Origin of the sequence: Myxococcus sp. SDU36 (genome assembly GCF_030168875.1) — a bacterium.
GTDB classification, from domain to species: Bacteria; Myxococcota; Myxococcia; order Myxococcales; family Myxococcaceae; genus Myxococcus; species Myxococcus vastator.
The window spans coordinates 4,480,047-4,498,802 of sequence record NZ_CP077414.1 but is presented as its reverse complement, the minus strand read 5'-3'; the positions used below and the strand labels follow the sequence as shown (position 1 = coordinate 4,498,802).

Sequence of the window (18,756 nt, the reverse complement as noted above, 5' to 3'; positions counted from 1 at the left end):
GCGCCGTCCCTCCGCGCCGGAGGCTATGGCGCGCTGAGGAGCAGGACCTTCCCCGTGGGGATGGTGCGGTGGTCCTTGATCTTGTTCCACCGCATGATGTCGTCCACGCTGACGCCGTAGCGCTGCGCGATGGACCAGAGCGTCTCGCCCTCCACCAGCGCGTGGACCTTGCCGGCCTTGCCCGCGGGCTTGGCGACGCTCACCGAGTGCTTCGCCAGCACCGTGCCGCCGCGCTCCTGCACGCTGGCGGTGGCCGTGGTGCCCTCCGGCCAGACGAACAGCGTGGAGCCCACCTGCAGCGTCGGGTTGCGCCGCTTGAGGTTGTTCCACTGCTTCAGCGAGTCCACCGACACGTTGAACTTGTTCGCAATCACCCAGAGGCTGTCACCGGACATCACGCCGTACGTCACGCGCGTGCGCCCGTTGATGGTCTCCTTCTTCACGGGACCCGCGGCCACCGGGCCCTTGGGCGTGCCCGCCGGAACCTCGTCCTCGGGCCGCACCACGACGCCGCTGCGGCGGGCCTGCGCCACCTTCGTCGCCAGCGCGCCGCCCGAGCGCGTGCCGGCGGGAATCGGAATCACCAGCTCCCCGCCCACGCGCAACCTGTGGGCCGACTTCAACTGGTTCATCTGGAGGATGGCCTCGGACGCCGTGCCGTACTTCTCCGCAATCTGAGACAGGGTGTCGCCGCGCTTCACCTTGTGGATGCGGAAGGTGAGCCGCTCCGCGGGGCTGATGCGCTTGTAGTTGTCCGCGAACTGCGTCCCCGCTCCCTTGGGGAGCCGGAGCGTGTAGGGCTTCTTGGCCGTCGCTGGCGGGGTGCACCAGCGCTTCAGCTCCGGGTTGAGGTCCTGCACCACCTTGACGGACACGCCGGCCGCGCGGGCGAGGACGTCCAGGTCCGCCGCGTCGGTGAGCTGCACCTCGTCGAAGTCGAGCACGGGCTCGGGGTCGAACTCGTTCTCGTTGAAGCCGAACGCCGCCGGGTGCTTGGCCACCAGCGCCGCGGCAATCAGCTTGGGCACGTAGTGCTTCGTCTCCTTCGCCAGCCCGCGCTCTTCGGACAGGAGCCAGAAGTCCGTCGTCCCGTGCCGCGCCACCATCCGCCGGACGCGCCCGGAGCCGGTGTTGTAGCCGGCCCACGCCAGGTACCAGTGCCCCAGCTCTCGCTTCAGGTCCTTCAGGTACGACGCCGCGGCGTGGGTGGCCTTGATGGGGTCCCTCCGCTCGTCCACCCAGAAGTCCTGCTTCAGCCCGTACTGCTTGCCGGTGCTGGAGATGAACTGCCACGGCCCCGCCGCGTGCGCCCACGAATAGGCATGCGCGGAGAAGCCGCTCTCAATCATCGCCAGGTACACCGTGTCCTTCGGCAGGCCGTACTGCTCCAGGATGGGGTGCATCACCGGCACGTACCGGGCCGCGCGCGACATCCACTTGCGGAACCAGCGCCGGCCGGGGCCCTGGAAGAACTGGACGTACTGGGCCACCAGCGGCTGCATCTCCACCGGGATGTCGTAGCGGTCCTGAATCTGCCGCACGTCGAAGGTGGCCAGGTCCGTGATGAGCGGAATCTCCGGCAGCGCTTCGTCCTCGCGGAAGGTGTGCTCGTCGAGCGCGTCCAGCATTCGCATCCGCAGCGGGTTGGCGAGCCCGAGCCGCCGCAGCGACTGCATCACCTCGGCGGTGGACCGCGACGCCGGGTCCAGCGCGGCGCCCTCCAGGGCGCGCAGCTCCTCCAACTCGGCGGACTCGGATTCGACGGTGTCGCGCGTGGCCTCGCCTTGCTCGGAGGCGTCCTCGGCCACCATCGGCGTGCCGGGCTCCAGCGGCTCCAGCGCGGGCTCATCGGCCTCATCGGTCGCGGCCTCCGCCGCGCCATCGGATGCCACCCCCTGTACCTTGGCGGGAACAGGCCCCACGGGCGGTGGGGTGGGCCCCGAGGCAGGAGCCGAGGCCAGGGCGAGCAGAAGCAGAGGTAGAGGCAGCATACAGTCGCGGGAACGGGCGCCCGGAGGCGGGCGAAAGCGGGAAGTAATCGCCCTTTTCCTTGACAGTCAAACAAGGAGTCGCGGTGTGCGCTCCTTGTCTGGACGCCTGGCAGGCACAGCCGACCAGGCGAGCCCCTGGATTCCTGGATGACTAGGGCTTCCCGTGCCCCGGCCCCACGATGCGCGGCAGGTACGTCGCGAAATCGAAGTGAGGCGAGTTCTCCGGGTTGTGACAGGTGACGCATACGCGCTCGTCCGGCGAGGCGATGATGTTGTCGGTGCCAGGCGCGTCCGCGTGCTCCGAGCCCGGACCGTGGCAGCTCTCGCAGCCCACGTCCTCGCGGCCCGCCACCTTGTCCAGCCGGCACACGCCGCCGGGTTGCTCCCAGCCGGTGACGTGGCACCCCACGCAGTTGAGGTGGAACTGCTTGCCCACCTGCTCCAGCGTCTCCCAGGCGTGGTGGTGCTTGGACTTCTCCCAGACGGGGAACGCATCCTCGTGGCAGGTGCGGCAAGGCGCGTTGCCCACGAAGCCCGCGCGGCCTGGCGCCGGAGGCGGGCAGTCCTGTCCATGCGCCTTCGCCCAGGCGAGGTTCATCTTCCCTACGTCCGCGTCATAGGCGGACACCAGCGCCACCGCCTCCGCGTCGGAGGGGAGGCTGGACTCCAGCGGCACGAAGCGCAGCGTGAAGGCGTTGACGCCGTCGGGGACGACGGGCGGCGCGTTCAGCAGGGCCTGCCGGCGCGCCACCAGCTCGTCGCGCTTGCCCTGCTTGAGCGCCTTGAGCTTCGGGTCCGTGCCGGGGAGGTTGATGTCCTTGTCCAGCAGCGCCGTGCGTTGCTCCAGCGCGGCGGCCTCGCGCTCCAGGTCATCCTGACCCTTCTGCAACGCGAAGGGGCCGGGCTGGGGCGCATAGGCCAGGTCCACGCGCAGCAGCGAGCGGCCCTTGCTCTGCAGCGCCACCACCGGCACCGCGGACCGCACCAGCCGGTTCTGCTCGCCGCTGAACTCGGTGGCGGTGCGGGTGGCCACCACCACGTCGGCCTTCAAACCCGGCTGCTCCACCGCCTGCTGGGCCACGTCCAGCGTGACGTCCAGCAGGCCCACCACGAAGTCTGCGCCCCGCGCGCGGGCCTGGGCGCTGGCCTGGGCGAGCTGCGCGGCCGTGGTCGCCGCCACCACGCCCACCTTCCGTTCGCCCGCGGGCAGCAGCTTCACCGCGCCCGGCGCCAGCTCCGGCAGCCCCAGGCCCTCGCGGAAGTCCACGCCCCGCGTGTCGTCCAGCGGGCCGGTGGCGCGCACCGCCAGGCCCATGTGCCGCATGGCGTCCGCGAGCGCCTTCGCCTTGCGCTCCTCCTGGGGCACCTGTCCCGGCTTGAGCCGCTGCTCGCCGAAGAGGCTGTTGCCGCCGTCCACATAGAGGACGGGCAGCGGGCCCTCGCGCGCCGCCCGCACCTGCGCGGCGGCGCGGGCGATGCCGCCCCGCATGTTCTCGCTACAGCCACACGGGCCCAGGTAGCCGCGCGTGTCGGCGGAGAGGAAGAGGATGGCGCCCGGACCCTGGCCGGCGGCCGTGGCGGGCTTCGCGGCGGCGGTGGCTGATGAAGCGTCTGCTTCCGCGGGCGTGGGGGGCGGGTCCTTGCGTGCGCAGCCAGCGAGCGACGCGGCCAGCAGGGCCGCGGCGAGGAAGGCACGCATGGGCTTCACCAGAGGATGCTCTGCACCAGCTCGTCGATCTTCTCGCCCATGGCTTCCAGCCCGTTCACCTTGGACAGGGAGCCGTCGGCACCCACCTGCTCGGCCAGCTTGGACAGCTCATCGTCCGGGAGGCTGGAGAAGAGGACGATGGGGATGTCCTGCGTGCCGTACTCGTTCTTCAGCGTGCGACAGATATCCGTGCCCTTGGCCTCGGGCATGTGGATGTCGGTGAGGATGAGGTCCGGGCGCCAGGTCTGCAGCGTCTTCTCGAACTCCATGAGCGTGGAGGTGGCGATGACCTCGTAGCCGCGCGCCTCGAGCACGGCCTTCTCCATCGCGAGCGTAATCTCGCTGTCGTCAATCAGGAGGATTCTTCGCTTCTCGGACACGGCGACCTTCCTTCACGCCGTTTCTATCCTACCCCCACGCGCCGCACCAACGCTTTCCCATGCGCTCCCGGGGTCGGCGTTTCCCGGATTTCGGATGTCCATCGCCGCACGCTCGGCCGCCGGGCGCGCCGGGGCCGACTTCTTTCCAGTGAGACACCCGAAAGGGGATATGGCAGTCAGCCATGATGCACCGTGACAGTTGGACCCTGAGAGCACTCGTCCTGGGACTGGGGCTGCTGTGGAGCCTTCCTGCCGCCGCGCTCAACGTGGGCCTCGGTCCGCCTCCACCCTCGGTGGACCGGAGGACGCCGCAGTCCGCCGTGCAGGGCTTCCTGGCCGCCGCGCACCGGGGGGACTACACCCTGGCGGCGCACTACCTGGACCTGGATTACATCCCCCGCGCCCAGCAGGCGGAGCGGGGCGTCCAACTGGCTCGCGCGCTCAAGTTCGTGCTGGACCGCAAGCTGCCCGTGGACGTGGGCGCGCTGAGCACGGCGCCGGAGGGCGACCCGGCCGACGAACGCTACGACCAGTTGGGCACCATTCCGTTGCAGGGGAACAACGTCCCCATCCGCGTCCAGCGTGTCCCCTCCGAAGGGGGACTGGTCTGGGTCTTCAACGAGTCCACGGTGCGGCAGGCGGATCCGCTCTTTGCGGAGTATGGCCCCCGGCTGGTGGGCTTCCTGCCGGCCTTCTTCTTCAAGGACACGGTGCTGGGGCTGGAGCCCTGGCAGTGGCTGGGGCTGCTGGTGATGGTCCTGGGCAGCCTGGGCCTGGCGGTGCTGCTGGAGCGCCTGGTCCTGGTCTTCGCTCGCCGGGTGGCGCGGTGGACCCGGTTCACCTGGGAGGAAGACGTGGTCTCCTCCGGGAAGGGGCCGGTGAAGCTGCTCACCTTCTCCGCGCTGCTGGCGGTGGGCACGCTGCTGTTGCGGCTGCCGCGGCCGGCGCAGGGCTTCTTCATGCGGGTCGCCTACTCGCTGAGCGTCGTGGCGCTGGCCTGGGCCGTCCTGCGCATCCTCCACGTCTCCGTCGCCTTCGTGCAGAGCCGCTTGTCATCGGAGATGAAGGACGCGACCCGGGCGCGCAGCGTGAGCACGCAGTTGGTGGTGCTCCGCGCCATCTTCGAGGTGGCCACCTACGTCATCGCCGCGGCGCTGCTGCTCATCCAGTTCGAGGTGGTGCGCAACGTCGGCGTGTCGCTGCTGGCCTCCGCCGGCATCGCCGGTCTGGTGCTCGGCCTCGCGGCGCAGAAGTCCATTGGCACGCTGCTGGCCGGCATCCAGCTCTCCATCACCCAGCCCATCAGCATTGGCGACACCCTCATCACCGAGGGCGAATACGGCACGGTGGAGAAAATCACGCTCACCTATGTGGTGCTGCGGACGTGGGACCAGCGCCGGCTGGTCATCCCCATCGTTCAGTTCCTGGACAAGCCCTTCCAGAACTGGAGCAAGGGGAACCCGGAGATGCTGGGGCCCGTCATCCTCCAGGTGGACTACCAGACGGACATCGACGCGCTGCGCGCGGAGCTGCGCCGCATCCTGGAGAACGAGGGCAAATCCATGTGGGACGGCCGCGTGGCGTCGGTGGTCGTCATGGACGTGCTGGACCGGACCCTCACGGTGCGCGCGCTGGTCAGCGTGTCGGACTTCAGCATGCTCTTCGACCTGCGGGCCCTGGTGCGCGAGAAGCTGGTGGCCTTCCTGCGCGCCCATCCGCTGTGGCTGCCCGTCACTCGCACGGAGGCGCGGCCCTTCCCGCCACCGGAGCCGGAGCCGGAGCGGCTGTCCGCGTCCCCGGATGCGCCGCCCAGTCCGCCTCGGGCGTGAGGGCTGGCTGCCCCCAGGCGCAGTGAGCCCTTGCCTGGGGGCACGGGGTCTTGAATAGTCGCCGCGCCGCGCCGTCACAGCGCTGGAAATTCGCACCTACCGCCCGGGGGAGTCTTCGAGATGATGCGTCATGTCAGGTTGTGTGGGGCCCTTGCGATGCTGGCCGCCACCGTGCCGCTGACCGCCAGTGCCCAATCCGGAGGCCGCACGGACGGTCCAGAGGAGTCCGAGTACGGCAAGGGCGGCTACAGCGGCCCCGGCGGCCGGAGCGTGTCGCTCCAGCTCGACTGGGGCGCGGCCATCAACTCCCGCAAGCCGCCTCGGGGCGCGCCTTCAGGCCCGCCGCTGTTCGTGGGCGCCACGCTGTCGCTGTGGGGCGCGGACTGGTACCAGCTGGACGTGAGCGGCGCCTACGTGTTCGACGGGGGCCGCTTCGTCGGCATGGTGGGCCCGCGCTTCCGGACCTGGGGCTGGCCGCTGGTGTTCACCGCGGGCCTGAAGGCCGGCGCCATCGTCATCCCGGAGGGAGAGGGCCTGCGCTTCGGCATCTCGCCGCAGCTGGGTGCCGAAATCCTCCTGGGTGACCGGGAGAACATCCTCATGGCCCTCAACTACACCCCGGACATCCCCATTGGCGGTGGCGGCGTCACGCACCGGCTGGGCATGTCCGTGGGTTACAAGTTCTAGCAAGGAGGCTTCAAGATGATTGCCCAGCTGCTTGCCGCCACGCTGGCGCTGACCTCCAGCCAGGCGCCTGTCTCCGTTGCCGGCCGAGGAAGCCCGCAGGTGAACCTGCCGTTCCCGGCCGGGGACGTGCAGACCTACAACATCATCCAATGGGACCCCAACCAGCTCCCGCGCATCTACGAGCGCTCCGACCAGCTCCCGCTCACCGACGAGGAGCTGACGAAGCTGTCCCAGGCCGGCTTCGAGCCCGCCCAGCTCGTGAAGATGATTGAAGAGCGCCGCTGCGCCTGCGACGCCAGCGCGGACGGCCTCATCCGGCTCAAGAAGGCCGGCGTGGACAAGGACGTGCTGGCCGCGGTGTCCCGGCACGGCCTGGCGCCCAACCGCGGGTTGAACCTGTTGGTGACGCTGGACTTCACCGGGGAGAGCCGCACCGCGCGCGAGGCGTTCCTCTACTTCTTCGTGGACGACGGGGACATCACCCGCGTCTTCACCGCCAACATCCCGGAGCTGCTGCGCCGCCGCAACAGTCACGAGACGACGGTGGACCGCAGCGACATCCTCGTCGCGCGCACCGTGCGGCGCGTCCAGTTGGCGGGTCAGGTGCCGCTGCGCACCTACGGCAAGCACCACGTGCTGGTGGTCGCCAGCGCCAGCCCCACGCTCACGCACCCGTCCCAGCTCACCGCGCAGGAGCTGTCGCGGGCGCAGCGCTACACCTTCGATTATCCCCGTGCGTCGCTGCAGAACGTCTGCCGCCTGACGGCCGGGTACCGCCGTGACGCGGTGCTCGCCTACAAGTGGAACTTCGAAGGCAGCCGCTTCGAATGCGAATGGAACTAGGAGTGACCCGCACCATGAACACCCGCCGCCTGCTTCTGTCCGCCTGTCTCGCCGCTTCGCTGTCCGCCTGCACGGGCCCGCGCGCCTTCACGCGTGGCACGTACGAGGACCCGAACACCATCGAGATGCTGTCGGACCGCTTCAACGAGAACGACCTGCAACTCATCGCGAAGAAGATGGCGGAGTCGCTCGCCACCTCGGCGCGCTTCTCCCAGCCCCGGCCGGACGGCTCGCTGCCCATCGTCCTGGTGGGCAAGCTGAAGAACAGCACCTCCGAGCACATCGACATGCGCTCGCTGGGCGACAAGATTCAGACGGCGCTGGCGCAGACGGGCCGCTTCGCCCTGGTGGACCAGCAGGCGCGCCAGGACATCGCGGAGGAGTACGAGTACCAGCAGTCCGGCTACGTCGACCCGAACGCCGCCAAGGGCCCGGGGCAGCAGACGTCGGTGGACTTCCTGATGACGGGCGACCTCGCCTCCATCATCCAGGAGGTCGGCCGCGACAAGCTCGTCTATTACAAGATGACCGCGAAGCTCAGCAACGTGCGGACCGGCCTCATCGAGTGGACGGATGAGAAGCAGATCCGCAAGAAGTTCGAGAAGCGCGGCGTGAGCTGGTAACGGGCGGCACCCTTCCATGTCCATCCACTCCCGCAGCCCGCTCCGCCTGCGCGGGTGGGGCGCGCTCGCGCTCGCGAGCGTGCTCCTCCTGTCGTCGGGCTGCGCGGGTGACTATGTGGCGCGCACCCGGGGCGTGCGGTCCGCGTACCAGCAGGGGGACTATTCGCGCGCGCTGTCCTCCCTGGAGGCCGCGACGAAGGAGGGCCCCGAGCAGGATCGCCTGCTGGTGCTGATGGACAAGGGCATGGTGCTGCACGCCGCCGGGCAGTGGGCGGAGAGCAACGCCGTGCTCGAGGAGGCGGAGCGGCTCAGCGAGCAGCTCGACAGTGTCTTCGTCGGCGAGGAAGCGAAGACGCTCGTCACCAACGAGCGCCAGCGCGCCTACCGCGGGGAGGACTTCGAGAAGCTGATGATTTCCGTCCTCCAGGCGCTCAACTACGTGGAGCTGGGCGACGACGAAGCCGCCATGGTGGAGGTCCGCCAGGTCAACGAGCGCCTGGAGAAGATGATCGCCGAGGAGAAGAAGCCCTACGAGCAGCTCGCCATCGCGCGCTACCTGGGCGGCGTCATCCGGGAGGACCAGCGGGACTGGGATTCGGCGTACATCGACTACGCGAAGGCCTATGAAATCGCGCCCCGCAAGGACGCGCTGGCGGAGCCCCTGCTGCGGCTGGCGAAGAGGGCGGGCCGCGACGACGTGTACGCGGAGTTGCTGGCGAAGTACCCGGACGTCCCGCATGCGCCGCTGGCGCCGGACGAGGGGCAGCTCGTCGTCGTGGTGGAGGCGGGCCTGTCTCCAGAGAAGCATCGCAACTCCAGGGACCCGGGCGGCGGCGGCGCCCTGATTGAAGTCCCCGTCTACCGGAAGCGGGGACTCGCTCCGCCGGTGAGTGTGGCCTTGGAGGGCGAGTCGAAGCAGGCGGTGACGGTGACGTCCCTGTCGGACGTGGCCGTGGTCCACCTGGATGACCGGATTGGCCGCCTGCTGGCGAAGCAGCTCGCGGGCGTGGCGGTGAAGGCGGGCGTGGCGGCGGGCGTGGGCGCGCTGACGAAGAGCGATGAGCTGGGCGTGCTGACCTTCCTCGTCCTCAACGCGATGAATGCGCCAGACCTGCGCTCCTGGCTCTCCCTGCCCGCGGAGTTCCAGGTGGCGCGCTTCCGCGTGCCCGCCGGGAGCCACACCGTGCGTGTGATGGCTTGGGGACAGACGACCGAGCATCCCGTGGAGGTGAAACCAGGGCGGGTGGGGTTGTTGGTGCTCCGGCGCTACTGATTCGGTTTTTTGATGTAGGGTGCGCGCCCCATGTCGCCGGTCCTGGCCACGGTGGCCCTGTATTCCCTCATCATCGTTCTCGGCGCGCTGGCTGGCGCGGTGGTCGTCGTCCTGAACGACCGGCCCACCCATCTGGTGCGCTTCCTGGCTTTCGCCGCGGGAGTGATGCTGGGGGCCGCCTTCTTCCACATGCTGCCGGAGGCGTACTCAGGAGGCGGGTGGTGGGCCTTCGCGCTGGTGCCCGCGGGCTTCGCCTTCCTGCTGGTGCTGGAGCGCTACCTCGTGGCGCATGCGGGCGAGGACCTCTCCCACGGAGACACCGTGGCGGGCACCGGGCAGGTGGTGCATCCGGGCCACGTGCTGGGGCTCACCGCCTTCCTCGGGCTGTCCACGCACACGTTGTTTGACGGCATTGCCCTGGGCTCGGCGGTGGAGGAGGGCGTGGGCGGCATGGCGATGCTGGCCATCGTCGCGCACAAGGTGCCCTCCGCGCTGTCGCTGGCCTCCATCCTCAAGACGGAGGGGCGCTCGCGGGTCTCCATCCTGTCGCTGTCCACGCTGTACGGGATGATGGTGCCGGCCGGCGCGCTGCTCTACTTCCTCTTCGACGCGATGTTGCAGTTCGAAAGCCTCGCGGCCAAGGCCCTGGCCTTCTCCGCCGGCACGTTCCTCTACATCGCAGTGTCGGACCTGCTGCCGCACGTGCATCGGCACGGCAAGGACCAGCCGGGCCGCAACGTGCTGGCGCTCTTCGTGGGCCTGCTGCTGATGTTCCTGCTCGCGCGCCTCATGGGACACCCAGGGCACCCCGAGCACTGAGCGCCCTTCATGGAAAAACGCACGGACTGGTACGAACACCCGCAGTACTACGAAGCCATCTTCGGCACGGACACCGTGCGCGAGGTGGACTTCCTCCAGACGCTCAGCGAGCGCTTCGGCACGGGCGGCAAGCTGTGGCTCGAGCCCGCCTGCGGCGCGGGGCGGCTCGTGGAGGAGGCGTCGAGCCGGGGCCTGCGGGTGGTGGGCTATGACATCTCCGAGGCGATGCTGGCCCATGCGCGCAAGCGCCTGACGCCGGCGCAGCGGCGGCGCGTGAAGCTGGGGCCGTCACGCATGGAGTCCTTCGCCGACCCGTCGCTGGAGGGGCAGGTGGACGTGGCGCACTGCCTGGTGTCGACCTTCCGCTACCTGGACAGCGAGGCCGCGGCGCGCCAGCACCTGCAGGGGACGCGGCGGCTCTTGAAGCCGGGCGGCATCTACGTGCTCGGCTTCCACCTCACGGACTACGCGCGCGCCCGGCCTGAACACGAGCGCTGGGTGGGGCAGGTGGGCGAGGACCGCGTCGTCTGCAACACGAACGAGGGCCTGCCGGAGCAGCGCGCGCGGCGCTCGCCCATGCGCAACCGCCTGCGTGTCACCGGGCCGGACAAGGACTGGCTCATCGAAACCCAGTGGCACTTCCGCACCTACAGCAATGCCCAGGCGGCGAAGCTGTTCCGCGACGCGGGCATGCGGGTGCTGGCCGGGTACACCTTCGACTACGACATCGACGCACCTGTGGAGCGGGGGAGCCTCCGGTTGGATCGCGTCTTCGTCCTCCAGCCGGACCCCGGGGCTGCGTCCGCGCGGAAAGCGCCCACGACGGCCTCGACGCCCCGAAAACCGCGCAAGGTTTCACGATGAGGACGTTTTAGACGGGCGGAAGAGATACTCGCGGTGAAATTCGGACGGCCTGCGTTCTGATGGGACGCCGGCGCGTCCTGCTAGAACGCAAACCAGGCCCCTCCAGGGTGGCTGTGTTCACCCATCCCCCTGGAATCACATGAATGTCGCGTCTGGCACGGGACGCGCATGGCGTTATGTCGTGGCGCTTCGGGAGACCGGGCTGCCCCGCAGTATCGGCGTTCCGGGAACGCGGAAGGAGGGGCCGCTCCTTCCGCGTTCTTCATCTCCGCTACACTCCGTCCCCCTGATGTGGTTCCTGTCGGAGGGCACTGGACGGAGGCGAGTGGATGCAAGACGAGATGGCGCAACTCCTCACGGATTTGCGGGGAGCCAGGGACTTCGAGGCCGCGGCTGCCGCAACGCTCCGGCGGCTGCAGGCCGTCGCCCAGGAGGCCGTTGCGTCCAGTCGGTACGCAGCCCGGGGCCGGGTGTTGCGCGGCATCGTCCACCTCCGCCCGGGAGCGGCCTACCGCAGCCTGGCCGCGCTGGAGGTAGGGGCAGCGGAGATTACGGATGCCAGTGTGGGCACCCCCTTCTTCACGTCCGCCACGGCGTGGCGCGCGGTGGTGGAGCACCGGTGCGCGGTGTCCATCGACGTGAATGTCGGCACGGTGCAACCCCATGCGCCCAACGCCCCCGTGACGGGGGACCCGAGCCTGGCGGGCTTCAACAGCCATGAGAGCCGGCAGCGCTTCCTGGGCCGTCACGCGACGCACGTCTGCGTGCTTCCGCTGCGCACGCCGGGCGGCGACATCGAGGGCATGATTTCGCTGGAGGCGGACTGCCTGGCGGCGATGGGGCAGGACTTCGTCTGGCTGGACGCGGGGGACCGGCTCCAACTGCTGGCGGACGTGGCGGCGCCGTACCTGGCCCGGCTGCCGCAGCGGCCCGTGGCCCGGCCGGAGGTGGATGAGTTCCTCCCGGTGGTTGGGCGCTCCATGGCGGAGCTGCTGCCCATCCTCCGCGTCTTCGCGCTTCAGGATGAGACCATCCTCATCAGCGGCGCCACCGGCGCGGGCAAGTCGCGGCTGGCGCGCTGGTGCCATGAGCGCTCCAACCGCCGCGGCAAGCCCTTCGAGACGCTGGACCTGGTGACGGTGCCCGAGGACCTCCAGATGGCGGAGCTCTTCGGCTGGAAGAAGGGCGCCTTCACTGGCGCGGTGCGGGATGCCCCCGGCAGCGTGGCCCGCGCGGACGGCGGCACGCTGTTCATCGACGAAATCGACAAGCTGTCGCTCAAGGCCCAGGCGGGGCTGCTGCACCTGCTGGAGTCGCGCAGCTACCGGCCGCTGGGCGAGGGCACGGGTGAGCGGCAGGCGGACGTGCGCTTCATCATCGGCACCAACGCGGACCTGCACGCGGAGGTGCGCGCCGGCCGCTTCCGCGAGGACCTCTACTACCGCGTCAACGTGCTGCCGGTGCGCATGCCGGCCCTGCAGGAGCGCCAGGACGAAATCCCCCTGTGGGCGCAGTACATGGTGAACCGCCGGCACCGCGAGCGCTCGCCGGACGGCCACGCCCGGCTGATGAAGGAGGCGGAGCAGCTGCTGGTGGGGAGCCCCTGGCCGGGGAACCTGCGGCAGCTCGACAACATCGTCCGCCGCGCCTACACGCTGGCCATGGTGGAGCACGCGGGCGCCACGGGCGAGCTGGTGCTGCACGAGAAGCACGTCGCGCGGGCGCTCGACTACGAGCAGGCCCCCGGTGCCCGGCCGCTGCCGGAGGCGCTGCGCGCGGCCGCGCAGGCCTTCGTCGCGGAGGCGCGCCGCCGCAATGCCCCGTTGGATTTGGACCTGGCCGATGCCTTCCGCGGCATGGTGCTGGGGCTGGCCATTCGCCAGGTGGGGCGGGACGAGGGCTTCAAGCTGCTGGGCCGTGAGAGCCTGGTGAAGAACCGCAACCACCACAAGGCGCTCAAGCGCGAGCTGGAGAAGGTGGACTCGCTCTACAAGGCGCTGGGCGAGGAGAGCTCGCCCTTCTCCGACTTGCTGTCGGAGGTCGAAGGCGTCTGAGCCGCCTCGGCGCCCGGAAGACTACCGGGGGTCGGCGTGGGGGCCCGCGGCGATGCCCGTGGCGCCCCGGGCCAGCTCGTCACACACGAGCGCGTGGAGCCGGAAGGCCATGCGCGCCTCCTGCACCACCTCGCGCGCCTCGTCCTCGTCCAGCTCCAGCCCGTCGAGGCGCGAGTGGAAGCGGACGCGGAAGGCCGCGAGCTCCGCTTCGGGCACCGTGCCGTAGAAGGTGGTGCCCTGGCCTGCCGCCAGCTCGAAGGCGTCCGTGATTCGCCGCGCCCGGCGGTGCCCGCTGAAGACGTCCAGCACGCAGCGCGCGTAGGCATGCGCCACCAGCAGGTGAGGGGCGTCCTCGGACACCTCCCGGATGCGCTCGGCGTGCAGCCGCGCCTCCACGCAGGCGAAGGTGTCCGTCCGGGACTCGCCGCAGAAGTACGTCAGGTCCGCTTCCAGCGCGGAGGTCAGCCGCAGCTCGGGCAGCAGCAGCGCGGTGGTGAGCGGGGTGCTCATGACGTGGGGCAGCGCCGCTTCGAACGCCGTGTAGAGCGTGTGGAGCTGCCGCAGGTGGCTCACGTAGTGCTGTGCCCGGACGTACTGGCCGTAGAGGCCGCCGTCCCACGCGTCGAAGAAGAGGGACTGGATGAACAGCGAGCGCTCCGCCTGTTCGGCCAGCTTCGCCGTGCCCTCCGCCAGCAGCTCGGACAGGGGCGCCGGAGGGGTGGCCTGGGCCAGCGGCGTGGCCGCCGGGTGCTGGGGCTCCACCCACCGCTTCACGCGCGCGGACACCTCCGTCCGCGGCAGCCGCAACGTGCCGGTGGCGCTCACTGCTTCCACCCGCCGCCCAGTGCACTCATCGCCAGGGGCTCGGCGTCCTCATTCGACAAGGCCTCCAGCGGCGTCCCCAACTGCTGGAGCGCCTCCGCCAGCGTCATCCCGATGGCGCGCAGGACTTCCTCCTCTACGCGAATCGTCACCGGCCCCATGGCCAGGTGGATGTGCCCGCACGAGCACTGCGTCACTTCCGCGCATGGACCTCGCGCCAGCACCGTCTTGCCGCATCCCTGACCGGGCATCGTCGTCATCCTTGATTTTGATTTTGAGTATCGAAATCAAAATGATGATGCACCAAAGGCTGGCGGAGAGCAAGCCCCGGCCTTTCCTCGACTTGCGGCGAGTGTGGGGAAGTGGACCGGCGTCCGACAGTGGGGGGCGTCAGCGGCCGAGGGGCTGGCGCTGCGCGTCCCGTAGCCCCACCAGCACGCTGGAGCCGCTGTCCGCCACGCGCAGCTCGCCGTAGCGGGCGCCCTCGTAGCGGCCGGCGTGGCCTTCCTGGAAGAAGAAGGCCTCCGCGCCCAGGCGGTAGCGCCCCTTGCGCAGGCGGTAGCGGAGCTTGAGCTCGCTGGGCGCCAGCGGCGTGTCGGGCGTGTCGAAGCGCACGAAGGTGCCCACGCCCTTCGCGTCCAGTCGTAGCACCAGGTTCCCGTCGGTCGCGGGGGGGGTGGGGCTCGCGCTCCGCTCGCGGCTGATGGCGTAGTCCAGCACCATGTAGTCGCCCTGAATCAGCGAGCGCGGGTCGACGGGGGCCAGCTCCAGCAGCACCGGCGTGCCCGAGCGCAGCACGTGCTCCTTCTGGATGACGAGCCCCGTGGGGACGAGCAGCGCGAAGGCCAGCCCGCCGAAGATGACCGCCGTGCGCGACATCACCGCACCTCCGTCGCCGGGGCGGGGAAGCGCCGCAGCAGGAACGAACGCAGGCCCAGGAACACCAGGCCGCTGCCCATCAACGCCAGCGACTTGGCCAGCAGCGTGAGGCCCAGGTCGTAGTAGTACCAACCGCCGGACGCGAGCAGGTACGCCACCGCCAGCCCCAGCAGCACGCTGCTGCGCCGGTGGAAGCCGAGCACCAGCATGCCCGCGGCGGTGATGACCGCCGGTGTGTGGGGCGTGAGCACGGCCACCAGCGTCAGCGCCGCGAACACCGCCGCGCCCGCCACGCCGGTGGGCTCCAGTACCAGCTCCCGCAGCACGCGCCACGCCGTGTACAGCGTCAGCGCCGTCAGGCCCAGCGTCAGCACGGCATCCGGGAGCGCGGCGCCGGTGTCGAAGAGGTGCCGGGCCACGTCCCGCATGCCGCGCGCCAGCAGCACGCCGGGGATGGCGCACGCGAGCGCGAAGGCCGCGGGCCCCACCAGCTCGCCCGTGTTGCCCCGGCGCAGCCGGGCCTGCTCCAGGAAGAGGAAGTGCATCAGCGCCGCGCAGCCCAGAATCAGCAGGTCCAGCGCGAAGCCGCCCACCAGGTGCCAGGCGAGGAACCCGGCCGCGCCCACCACCCCCAACGTGCTCAGGAAGCGGAGGATGGCGTCCGGGTAGACACACAGCAGCACGCCGCTGATGACCAGCACCAGCGCCGCGCCGACGTTCTCGCTCTTCGTTTCGATGCCGAAGCTGGCGGAGGCCATGACGGCGCCGGCCAGGCACAGGGCCAGCGCGAGCTGCTCCACGAAGACGCCGCGCACCGTGCGCCGCAGCATCGTCGCGCCCGTGCACAGGCCCAGGCCCACCACGCCCATCACCACCTCTTCCTCCCAGAGGCCCGCGCAGGCGAAGAAGCTCAGCACGAAGAGGGCGGACAGCCAGGCGCCGACGCCGGCGAAGGCCTTCACGAACCAGGGCACGGCCACGGACTGGCGCTGGTGGGCCTCCAGGGCCACGCGGGCGCGGTCCACGGCGTCGGGCTCGAGCTGGCCTTCGGCCTGGAGCGCGTTCAGCACGTCCTGCAACGAGGGACGCAGGGCCATGTCAGGACTCCTCCGTGGCGCCGGTGACGCGGGCTTCGTGCCGCAGCCACCACACCGCGAGCGCCACCTGGGCGATGACGAAGAGCGGCAGCACGAAGAGGCCCAAAACCTCTACGTCCTGGTAGGAGTCGAAGACGACGCTGACGGCGCCGGAGGTCAGGAGCGTCATCGCGCTCACCGCGCCGAGCGTGAGCATGAACAGCTCGCCCTTCAGGTGCCGGTGCAGGGCGTACTCGGCCGCGAGCGAGGCCAGGACCAGGAGGAGCGCCACCACGGCGCCGGCGGGGGCTCCCGACGGGTGCATGATGAATGGCACGGAGGCAACGAGCACCGGGGCCACCGCCATCACCGCCAGCACCCGGGGCACCCAGCGCGCCTGGAGCCAGGACACGCGCAGGTTGGCGAAGTGCTCGTAGGTGGCCCAGGTGAAGCCGTTGAGCCCGCTCAGCACCACCGCCAGCCAGTACGTCTGGTCCGGCTCCGTATCCAGCACCTGGTCCCAGAAGAGGATGATGCCGGTGTTGACCAGCACCAGCGCCAGCAGCCCCAGGGGCGCGAAGCGGGATGCGGCCACCCAGGGCAGGATGAGCACGGCCCAGCCGATGAACAGCTCATACGGGTCCGCGCCCGTTTGGTACGCCTGCCCGTACACGGCCAGCAGCGCGCCCACGAGCACCGAGGCCGCGAACAGTGACAGCTGACCACCCAGCGTTGCGCCTTGTCTCCATGCGCCCACCGCCGCGCCGGTGATGGCCGCCGCGATGAGGCCCAGCTTCGCGAAGCGGTGCATGTCCGCCCAGTTGTACGCGAAGAAGTAGATGACGCCCGCGAGCACCAGCAGCACGCCCAGGCCCATCAGCGTGGTGGACAGGAAGCGCCGCCAGTCCTGCCGCGGCGGGGTGGCCACGGACAGGTGTAGCGCGCGCTCCAGGGTGGTCGGCGTCAGGACGCCAGCGTCCGCGAGTGCCCGGAGTCGTTCCGGCGTCGCGTCAAGGTCGAGCAAGGGTTTCAACACGGGCGCAGTCTAGCTGTCCGGCGGGGTGGCGCGTCCATCGGCATGCCTTCGCCCGGCGAAATCGTCGTGGGTGGATGACCCGAAAATCCCGGGCCTTTCGTATCTGTCTTCGAGAGCGACGGACGGATGGACGGGCCTGGGGCCCGTACCGCGTCGCTCGCCAATCCACAGAAAGGTTTCAACCGTGCGCTCGATGATGAAGCGTCTCTCCCTGGGTGTGTGCATTTCCACGTCGATGGCGTTGCTGGGTTGCGGCGGCGAGATGATGGACGCCAACGCCATGGCGGACTTGTCGCTGCCCGAGGAGGCCGTAGGCACCACCGCATCCGCGGTGGAGACGGCCAGTGACTTCCGGATTCGCACCGCGAACCGCTACGCGGGCATTCATGGCTACGCGGCGGGCTTCGGCAACTTCCATGAGGCCAACTACGGCGCGGGCGTGGTGCGTGGCACCATCCTGCTCAAGCCGGGCACCCTGGCGCACTACCTCGCGGTGCCCCGCTCCGCGCTGGGCAACACGGCGCTGAGCAACATCCCGGAGCTGTTCCGTCGCGCGCAGGACTACGGCAACGCGCACGGGTTGGGCATCGCGCTGCCCGCGTTCGAGCAGGGCCTCAACGGCTCCATCGTGGAGTACGGCATCAACTTCCTCCACCCCAGCGTCGTCGAGTTCCGCGACGTCCCGGGCTGGGCCATTGGCTACCCGAACGTGAATGACGCCGGGGCGATGATGCGCGCCGCCAACGACTACGCCTTCGCGAACGGCTTCTCCGCGGGCCTGCCCACCTTCCACTCCGCCACGTACAACGGCACGCAGGTGTACGGCATGCACCTCGTCCACGCGGGCTACGCCGACTCGCGGGACGTGCTCGCGGACGTGCTGGCCATGCAGGACCGCTTCAGCTCCGACGCCGCCACCGTCACGGGCGCCAACTGGGCCCGGACGCTGCGACGCCACGAGGCCGCGCAGGACGCCATCCAGACCTGCACCCACCTGACCAACCTGGAGAAGTCCGCGCTGCGCAATGCCTACCGCAAGGCCATCCACCACACGGGTACGAACGAGGCAGGCATCAACGCGCGGGCGGAACTGGGTGGAGATGATGTGTGGATCAACTTCGGCGTGCTCTTCCCGCAGGGGGACACGGAGATTGCCCAGACGCTCATCCACGAGATGATGCACATCGCCGGTTACTCACACCCGGACCGCCGCGACGGCATCGACACGCCGTATGACGGGGGCCAGTACTACAACTCCGCGCCGCTGCGCGCCGAGCTGTGCATCGCGGGCTTCCAGAGCATCCACTCGACGCGCGAGTCCAGCCGCGAGCCCCAAGTGCGCTGACGTCCAGCAGGAGGCGCTGTTCAGTCGCTGGTGACGAGCACGGGTGTGGTGAGGGGGCGCTCCTCGCAGTCCAGGGGCGTCCCGTCCTCCCAGGCCAGCATCAGCAGGTCCGCGGGGCCATCCAGCGCGATGATGGGGTGGTGCCACTGGCCGGGGCGGTAATTCACGCCCTGGCCCGGGCCACACACGAAGGCTTGCAGCCGGTCCAGGTCCGGCTCGCCGCGCGCATCGTCCGGACACACGACGACCAGGAAGCGCTGGCACGCGAGCGCCACGAACAGCTGCGTGGAGCAGGGGTGGCGCTCCAGCAGGCGCACCTCGAAGGGCAGGGACTTCGCCACGGAGCGGAACACCGCCAGGTTGGGCGCTGCCTGGGGGCGCGTGCCCGTCAGGTTCGCCACCTTGTCATACCGCGTGGCCGTTCCCTGGTTGGCGCTGTTGCCGCCCGCGAGCTCCAGCCCGATGACGTCGCCGAATGGCGCGAAGGCCTCTTTCGTGAGCGGTCGTGCGCGGAGGGGCGGTCGCAT

At 70.0% G+C, this 18,756-nt stretch carries 18 protein-coding genes; 9 read left to right on the top strand and 9 right to left on the bottom strand.

Going from position 1 to position 18,756, the window contains the following annotated elements:
- Positions 1 to 23: 23 nt before the first annotated feature.
- The 3 genes from KGD87_RS17705 to KGD87_RS17695 all read right to left on the bottom strand — a co-directional run bounded on the left by KGD87_RS17705 (position 24) and on the right by KGD87_RS17695 (position 4,079).
- Positions 24 to 1,991, bottom strand: coding sequence for a LysM peptidoglycan-binding domain-containing protein (locus tag KGD87_RS17705; protein ID WP_284668566.1), 1,968 nt, complete (start codon positions 1,989 to 1,991; stop codon positions 24 to 26).
- Positions 1,992 to 2,142: 151 nt separating this feature from the next.
- Positions 2,143 to 3,690 (bottom strand): cytochrome c family protein, encoded by a 1,548-nt coding sequence (locus KGD87_RS17700; RefSeq protein ID WP_284668565.1) that lies wholly within the window; start codon positions 3,688 to 3,690, stop codon positions 2,143 to 2,145.
- 5 nt (positions 3,691 to 3,695) lie between these two features.
- Positions 3,696 to 4,079, bottom strand: a complete 384-nt coding sequence (locus KGD87_RS17695; protein ID WP_002634498.1) for a response regulator — start codon at positions 4,077 to 4,079, stop codon at positions 3,696 to 3,698.
- A 182-nt stretch (positions 4,080 to 4,261) separates the two neighbouring features.
- Between KGD87_RS17695 and KGD87_RS17690 the strand changes: the two genes are divergently transcribed.
- The 8 genes from KGD87_RS17690 to KGD87_RS17655 all read left to right on the top strand — a co-directional run bounded on the left by KGD87_RS17690 (position 4,262) and on the right by KGD87_RS17655 (position 13,071).
- Positions 4,262 to 5,908, top strand: coding sequence for a mechanosensitive ion channel family protein (locus KGD87_RS17690; protein ID WP_284668564.1), 1,647 nt, complete (start codon positions 4,262 to 4,264; stop codon positions 5,906 to 5,908).
- Between the two features lie 120 nt (positions 5,909 to 6,028).
- The gene (locus tag KGD87_RS17685; RefSeq protein ID WP_284668563.1) at positions 6,029 to 6,595 is read left to right on the top strand and encodes a hypothetical protein; all 567 of its coding nucleotides are present in this window, start codon (positions 6,029 to 6,031) and stop codon (positions 6,593 to 6,595) included.
- A gap of 15 nt (positions 6,596 to 6,610) precedes the next feature.
- Positions 6,611 to 7,438, top strand: coding sequence for a hypothetical protein (locus tag KGD87_RS17680; RefSeq protein ID WP_284668562.1), 828 nt, complete (start codon positions 6,611 to 6,613; stop codon positions 7,436 to 7,438).
- A 14-nt stretch (positions 7,439 to 7,452) separates the two neighbouring features.
- Entirely contained in the window at positions 7,453 to 8,061 is a 609-nt protein-coding gene (lpoB, locus tag KGD87_RS17675) for a penicillin-binding protein activator LpoB (protein WP_163780181.1), read from the top strand.
- 16 nt (positions 8,062 to 8,077) lie between these two features.
- Positions 8,078 to 9,334: a COG3014 family protein gene (locus tag KGD87_RS17670; RefSeq protein WP_284668561.1), complete on the top strand. Its 1,257-nt coding sequence runs from the start codon at positions 8,078 to 8,080 to the stop codon at positions 9,332 to 9,334.
- Between the two features lie 30 nt (positions 9,335 to 9,364).
- Positions 9,365 to 10,153 (top strand): ZIP family metal transporter, encoded by a 789-nt coding sequence (locus tag KGD87_RS17665; protein WP_284668560.1) that lies wholly within the window; start codon positions 9,365 to 9,367, stop codon positions 10,151 to 10,153.
- Between the two features lie 9 nt (positions 10,154 to 10,162).
- Positions 10,163 to 11,017, top strand: coding sequence for a class I SAM-dependent methyltransferase (locus KGD87_RS17660; RefSeq protein WP_284668559.1), 855 nt, complete (start codon positions 10,163 to 10,165; stop codon positions 11,015 to 11,017).
- Between the two features lie 329 nt (positions 11,018 to 11,346).
- Positions 11,347 to 13,071 carry a sigma-54-dependent transcriptional regulator gene (locus tag KGD87_RS17655; protein WP_284668558.1) on the top strand — a complete coding sequence of 575 codons (1,725 nt, stop codon included), beginning with the start codon at positions 11,347 to 11,349 and terminating at the stop codon, positions 13,069 to 13,071.
- 21 nt (positions 13,072 to 13,092) lie between these two features.
- On the opposite strand, the gene KGD87_RS17650 is transcribed toward KGD87_RS17655, so the two are convergent.
- The 5 genes from KGD87_RS17650 to KGD87_RS17630 all read right to left on the bottom strand — a co-directional run bounded on the left by KGD87_RS17650 (position 13,093) and on the right by KGD87_RS17630 (position 16,884).
- Positions 13,093 to 13,896: a biliverdin-producing heme oxygenase gene (locus KGD87_RS17650; protein WP_284668650.1), complete on the bottom strand. Its 804-nt coding sequence runs from the start codon at positions 13,894 to 13,896 to the stop codon at positions 13,093 to 13,095.
- A complete protein-coding gene (locus KGD87_RS17645; protein WP_284668557.1) occupies positions 13,893 to 14,144 on the bottom strand; it encodes a hypothetical protein in 252 nt (83 codons plus the stop codon). The genes KGD87_RS17650 and KGD87_RS17645 overlap by 4 nt, the downstream gene beginning before the upstream one ends.
- A gap of 139 nt (positions 14,145 to 14,283) precedes the next feature.
- Positions 14,284 to 14,772 carry a GDYXXLXY domain-containing protein gene (locus KGD87_RS17640; RefSeq protein WP_284668556.1) on the bottom strand — a complete coding sequence of 163 codons (489 nt, stop codon included), beginning with the start codon at positions 14,770 to 14,772 and terminating at the stop codon, positions 14,284 to 14,286.
- Positions 14,772 to 15,869, bottom strand: coding sequence for a DUF4401 domain-containing protein (locus tag KGD87_RS17635; RefSeq protein WP_284668555.1), 1,098 nt, complete (start codon positions 15,867 to 15,869; stop codon positions 14,772 to 14,774). The genes KGD87_RS17640 and KGD87_RS17635 overlap by 1 nt, the downstream gene beginning before the upstream one ends.
- A gap of 1 nt (position 15,870) precedes the next feature.
- Complete coding sequence (locus tag KGD87_RS17630; RefSeq protein ID WP_284668554.1) at positions 15,871 to 16,884, bottom strand: DUF2157 domain-containing protein; 1,014 nt, start codon at positions 16,882 to 16,884, stop codon at positions 15,871 to 15,873.
- A gap of 193 nt (positions 16,885 to 17,077) precedes the next feature.
- Between KGD87_RS17630 and KGD87_RS17625 the strand changes: the two genes are divergently transcribed.
- A complete protein-coding gene (locus KGD87_RS17625) occupies positions 17,078 to 18,229 on the top strand; it encodes a hypothetical protein (protein WP_284668553.1) in 1,152 nt (383 codons plus the stop codon).
- A gap of 20 nt (positions 18,230 to 18,249) precedes the next feature.
- Here KGD87_RS17625 and KGD87_RS17620 read toward each other — a convergent pair whose 3' ends face one another.
- A complete protein-coding gene (locus tag KGD87_RS17620; RefSeq protein WP_284668552.1) occupies positions 18,250 to 18,756 on the bottom strand; it encodes an ureidoglycolate lyase in 507 nt (168 codons plus the stop codon).